General features: G+C 62.9%; 5 protein-coding genes and 1 pseudogene. All 6 read right to left on the bottom strand.

Annotated features, from left to right (window positions below):
* Positions 1 to 825, bottom strand: an 825-nt coding sequence (locus tag EN893_RS16665) for a type II secretion system F family protein (protein ID WP_164900917.1), incomplete at its 3' end; no start/stop codon positions are given.
* Between the two features lie 4 nt (positions 826 to 829).
* Complete coding sequence (locus tag EN893_RS16660) at positions 830 to 2,251, bottom strand: CpaF family protein (RefSeq protein ID WP_127270725.1); 1,422 nt, start codon at positions 2,249 to 2,251, stop codon at positions 830 to 832.
* Complete coding sequence (locus EN893_RS16655; protein ID WP_127269274.1) at positions 2,248 to 3,462, bottom strand: CpaE family protein; 1,215 nt, start codon at positions 3,460 to 3,462, stop codon at positions 2,248 to 2,250. Before EN893_RS16655 ends, EN893_RS16660 begins: the two co-directional genes overlap by 4 nt.
* A gap of 49 nt (positions 3,463 to 3,511) precedes the next feature.
* Positions 3,512 to 3,781, bottom strand: coding sequence for a hypothetical protein (locus EN893_RS16650; protein ID WP_127269273.1), 270 nt, complete (start codon positions 3,779 to 3,781; stop codon positions 3,512 to 3,514).
* A gap of 4 nt (positions 3,782 to 3,785) precedes the next feature.
* Positions 3,786 to 5,231, bottom strand: coding sequence for a type II and III secretion system protein family protein (locus tag EN893_RS16645; protein WP_127269272.1), 1,446 nt, complete (start codon positions 5,229 to 5,231; stop codon positions 3,786 to 3,788).
* A gap of 30 nt (positions 5,232 to 5,261) precedes the next feature.
* Positions 5,262 to 5,498, bottom strand: a pseudogene (locus EN893_RS16640) (Flp pilus assembly protein CpaB); the annotation flags it as partial.

Raw genomic sequence — 5,498 nt, 5'->3', positions numbered from 1 at the left:
GAACAGCAACGCCGGCACCTCTGTCAGGATGTAGGCCGACATCCGACCTTCTGTCGCAATGGCGCGCACCTTGCGGCGCAGCTTGCCGCGCTCGCGGATCGTCGTCGCCAGGCCGTCGAGGATCTCGCGCAGATTGCCGCCCGAACTGGTCTGGATCGAGACGGCGGTGACGAACAGCGGCAAATCCTCCTGGCCGACCCGGTCGAACAGCGAGTTCAACGCCGAAACCAGATCGGAGCCATATGTCACCTCGTCGGCGATGACGCCGAACTCGGTGCCGATCGGGTCGGGCATCTCGCGCGCCACCATGGCGATCGCCACCGGCACCGGATGGCCGGCCTTCAGGCCACGCGTGATCAGTTCCAGCGCCTCCGGCAATTGCATGCCGAACCGCTTTACCCGGCGCTTGCGCTTGAAGCGCAGCGTGATCACCGGCAGCACCGGCACAAGCACCACAAACAGCACAAGCCCCATCAGCGGCGGCAAGCCGTACCAGATGGCGACCAGGGTCATCGCCATCGCCACGCCGCAGCTGATCATCAGGAATTTCGACAGCGGCATGATCATGCCCGACTGGGTTCGCAAAGCGCGGAACCGATCCAGCGAAAACAGCGGCGTGCCTGCGTCGAGGCCGCGTTCCTTGCGCAGTTGGACAAGCACCTGCTCCTGGCTGATCTTGTTTTCCTGCAGCTTCATGCGCCGGTTGATGGCGGTGCGCTTGTCGCTGCGGCCGGCATAAAGCAGGTAGCAGGCCTCGGCGATCAGGATGCCGGTCAGCGCGGCCGCGGCATAAACGACATAGATAGCGCTCATTCCATCGAACACTTGGCTACTCCTGCGGCCGGCCGGGTTCGAAATATCGTCCGGGAAACTCGATGCCCATGGCGCGCAGATCCTCGAGGAAGCGCGGCCGGATGCCGGTCGCCTCGTAGTGGCCCAGAATCCTGCCGTCGGCCTCCATGCCGGTACGCACAAAGCGGAAGATCTCCTGCATCTGGATGACATCTCCTTCCATGCCGGTCACCTCGGCGACACTGGTCACCTTGCGCTTGCCGTCGGACAGGCGCGTCAGCTGAACGATCAGGTCGAGCGCGCTGGCGATCTGGCTGCGGATCGACTGCACCGTCATCGGCATGCCGGTCATGCCGAGCATCTGCTCGAGCCGCGAAATGGCGTCGCGCGGCGTGTTGGCATGGATGGTCGCCATCGACCCTTCGTGGCCGGTGTTCATTGCCTGCAGCATGTCGAAAGCCTCCTCGCCCCGGCACTCGCCGAGGATGACGCGGTCGGGGCGCATGCGCAGTGCGTTCTTGACCAGGTCGCGCTGCTTCAGCTCGCCATGGCCTTCGATGTTGGCCGGACGTGTTTCCATACGCGCGACATGCGGCTGCTGCAGTTGGAGCTCGGCCGCGTCCTCGATGGTGATCAGCCGCTCGTCTTCCGGAATGAAGGCCGACAGCGCATTGAGCATGGTCGTCTTGCCGGTGCCGGTACCGCCCGAAATGATCGTCGTCTTGCGGGCATGCACGGCCGCCGCCAGCACTTCGGCCATGTTCTGGGTGATGGCGCCGAATTCGACCAGTTTGTGCAGGCCGAGCTTGTTCTTGGAAAATTTGCGGATCGACACCAGCGGCCCATCGACCGCAACCGGGCGGATGGCCGCGTTGAAGCGCGAGCCGTCCAGCATGCGGGCATCGACCATCGGCTGCGATTCGTCGACACGGCGACCGACCGCGGCGACGATCTTGTTGACGATGCGCAGAAGATGCGCCTCATCCTTGAACGGAATGTGGACCGGCTGCAGCTTGCCCTTCTTTTCGACAAAGCAGTTCATGTGGCCGTTGATCAGGATATCGTTGATGTCGGGGTCCTTGAGCAGCGGCTCGAGCGGACCGAGGCCGACCATCTCGTCGACGATGTCGTCGACCAGCGCGTCAAGCTCGACGGTGTTGATCGCCATCCGCTCCTGCTTGGTCTTTTCCGACACGAAATCACGCACTTGCCGGCGCATCTCATCCTTCGGCAAACGCTCCAGCGCGACAAGATTGATCTCTTCGAGCAGCAGCCGGTGGATACGCACGCGCGCATCGAGCACCTTGTTGGCATTCTTTGCCGGCGCTGTGTCCGGCTTTGCCGGCAAAGCCTTTCGGCTGGTCGGAATGACGACGGCATGATGGGCGACCGGCGTCGTCTCAGGCACGCGCTGCGGAAGCGCATCGCGGTTCTGCAGGGCGGAGAAGCGGCTGGTCATCCGGCTTTCCTCTTCAGCAATTCACGGCCCATGCCAAACAGCGAGCGCGATTTCGCCCGTGTTGGGACCGCTTCCTCCGGCAGGATGATCTTTTTCAGATCGTTGACGACATTGGCGTTGGGATCGATCTCGTGCAGCGGCACGCCGCGATCGACCGCCTCGCGCACCAGCCGATAGTTGTTGGCGATACCGCCGACGAAATGCTCGCCGAGAATTTCCTGGACGTCCGCCTGCTTGATGCCGTTGTCGAACATCTTCTGTTCGAAACGGTTGACGATGACGTTCGGCTTCACTTCCTTGCCGGCAGTCTCGTAGACCGCCTGGATCAGCCGCTGGGTGTGGCGCAGGCACGGCACCGTCATTTCCGCGACGATGTAGAGCTTGTTGGAACCGAGCAGCACGGTTTCCGTCCATGGAAACCAGGTGCGTGGCATGTCGATGACGACATTGTCGAAATAGGCCGAAACGAGGTCCAGCATGCGCACCACGACATCGGTCTTGAACGAGCGCATCTCTGCTGGATGCGCCGGTGCCGCCAGCACGCACAGCCCGCTGGCATGCTTGGACAGCATCACGTCGAGCAGTTGCCGGTCGAGACGCTCGGGCTGGTTCTCGATCTCGGTGATGTCGAAACGCGGTTCGAGGTCGAGATATTCGGCACAGGCGCCCTGCTGGAAATTGAGATCGACGACGCAGGTCGAGGCGCCGCGCGTCACCGAGTGATGCAGCTGGAAAGCGGTCTGCAGCGCCAGCGTGGTGGTGCCGACGCCGCCCGCGGCAGGCATGAAGGTGTAGATCTGCGATTCGGTGTTTTCCTCGCGCCCGGGTCCCTGCAGCGCCCGCACGACGGAGCGCACCAGATCGGCCGTGGTGATCGGCTTGACCAGGAAATCCGCGACCTTGAGCTGCACCAGAATGCGCACCGCGGCGGCGTTGAACTCCTGCGTGACGACGACGACCGGAACCTTGTCCTCCAGCCGGCGCATAATGCGCTGCAGCGACTCGACCTCCTCCAGCCTTGCCGCATCCATGTCGACGATGATGGCGCCGAAGTCGGCTTCCTGGATCTCGCCGCGCAACTCGGTGACGTTCTTCTCCACTGTCGAGAGCTGTATGATCTCGGAGGCGGAAAATGCGGTGCGCGTGTCCTGCGCAAATGTCCTGTCGGTCGATACGAGCAGGATCTTCCTGGTCTTGATGCCGTTTGCCATTCTGTCAGCCTGTCAGGTCGATCGACCGTTGGATCATTTGCCCGTGGGATCAATTGGTCGTGCTGGACTGCGACGCCTTGGCACCGGCCGCCTGATCGGGTGTGACAGCCGCGGCACTGCCTCGTTGGGCCGGCACCAGGAGCCTGGTGTTCTGGACCCCGTATTTCCAGGGATCGACCATCTGCATGACGGTGTTGGCGGCCTGCGCATTTCCGGCGCCGGCCGTCGGCCCTTCGCTGCGCACATAGTCGTCGCTGGTGCAGCCGGCGGCAAAGCCGGTCAGCAGCAAGGCGACGCTCGATCCAAAGACCAGACGCATGACTTCAATCCTTCGGCAGGTCGAGGAAATGCCCAGCCGAAGCGGCCGCTGCAGGTTGAGTGACGCGGCCGTCTGCCAGCGCCACGGTGCGACCGGCATCGGAATCCTTCACTTCCTCGGTGTTGTTGAGAAAATAGTCGGCGTTGCTGGCCGGCTGCGTGCCATCGGTCGGCTCGACGAGCTTCTTCTCCGGATCGACCGGCTTGACCAGATAGGGCGTCACGATGATGACGAGGTCGGTCTCGCGCCGCTGATAGGATTTCGAGGAAAACAGCGCCCCAAGCACCGGCATCTTGCCGAGGCCGGGAATGCGCGACGTGGTGATGTCGTTTTGCGACTGCAGCAGTCCAGCGATCATGAAGCTCTGGCCGTTCTTCAGGTCTACCGACGTCCTGGCACGGCGCACGATGAAGCCGGGAACCGAGATGGTCCCGATATTGTAGGAGGCCGACGCGTCGATCGAGGAGACTTCCGGCGCGATGTCCAGACTGACCAGCCCATCCTTGAGGACGGTCGGCGTGAAATCCAGGCTGACGCCGTATTTCTTGTAGCTGACCGAGATCTTGCCGTCGTCCTCGGAGACCGGGATCGGGAATTCGCCGCCGGCGAGAAAGCTCGCTGTCTGGCCGGAACGGGCGATCAGGTTCGGCTCGGCCAGCCGCCGCGCCAGGCCGCGCTCTTCTAGCGCCTTGATGGCGATATCGATCGACACGCCGTTCGACAAAAGCCTGCCGATGATCTCGCCGGTGCCGGCGGCCGGCACTGTACCCGGATCGATCGAGACGTCGCGGCCACCGAGGCCGTAGGCAAAATTGGCGGCGTATTTGGCGCCCAGATCCTGACCCGCCTGGCGGTTGATCTCGACAAAACGGACATTGAGCTGGACCTGCTGCGACGATGAGATGTTGACCGAGTTGATGACCTCCTCGGTGCCGGAAAAGCGCGTCGCGATCTTGTTTGCCTTTTCGGCGGCGACCGCGTCATCCGCCTCGCCCGACAGCACGACCCGGCCGTTGGCCGATCCGACCTTGATCCTGGCATCCGGCACGCTGGCCCGAATGGTGCTGGCCAGCTGGTCTGTGTCGAGCGTCACCTCGATGTCGACGGTGCCGACAAGCTGCTTCTTCTCATCGAACAGCGCAATGCCGGTAGTGCCGAGATTGTTGCCGAGCACGTAGAAGGATTTGTCGGTCAGCGGATTGACGTTGGCGATCTCCGGGTCGCCGATGACGATCTGGTAGAAGGCGGCACTGGTCATGATCGTCTTCGGCTTGCCCTTGGCAACCTTGATCGACGCATTCTTGGTCGACGACACATAGACGATGTCGTTGTCAGCTCTCGCCGAGGCGCCGAAAGCCAGCATCGCGGCAGCAGCCAGCGAAGACGCGACAGCCACCGCACGCAAAATGCGCAACCGCCCCATGACCCGATATGTGAACAGCCCGAACATTGTCCCGTCCCTCACCCAGTCCCCACTGGCTTATTTCTGGTCCCGCGAAGGAACCTGGTATTCCTCGGCCTTCGTGCCGCGCGTTACGATGACCGTCTTGAACTTCGGTTTCTCCGGCTCCTTGGTGACGGCGTCGAACACCGAGCCGGCCGCGGCCTGCACATCCGAGGCGACCGATCCGCCGAAGGAGGAGATGGTGGTGACGCCGTTCTTGCCGTCACCGCCTTCGCTGGCGGATCGAAGCGACAGGGACAAGGTGCCGACGGT

It is taken from the genome of Mesorhizobium sp. M7A.F.Ca.CA.004.04.2.1 (assembly GCF_004022825.1).
Lineage (GTDB): Bacteria > Pseudomonadota > Alphaproteobacteria > Rhizobiales > Rhizobiaceae > Mesorhizobium.
This window is presented reverse-complemented; position numbering and strand designations above follow the sequence as displayed.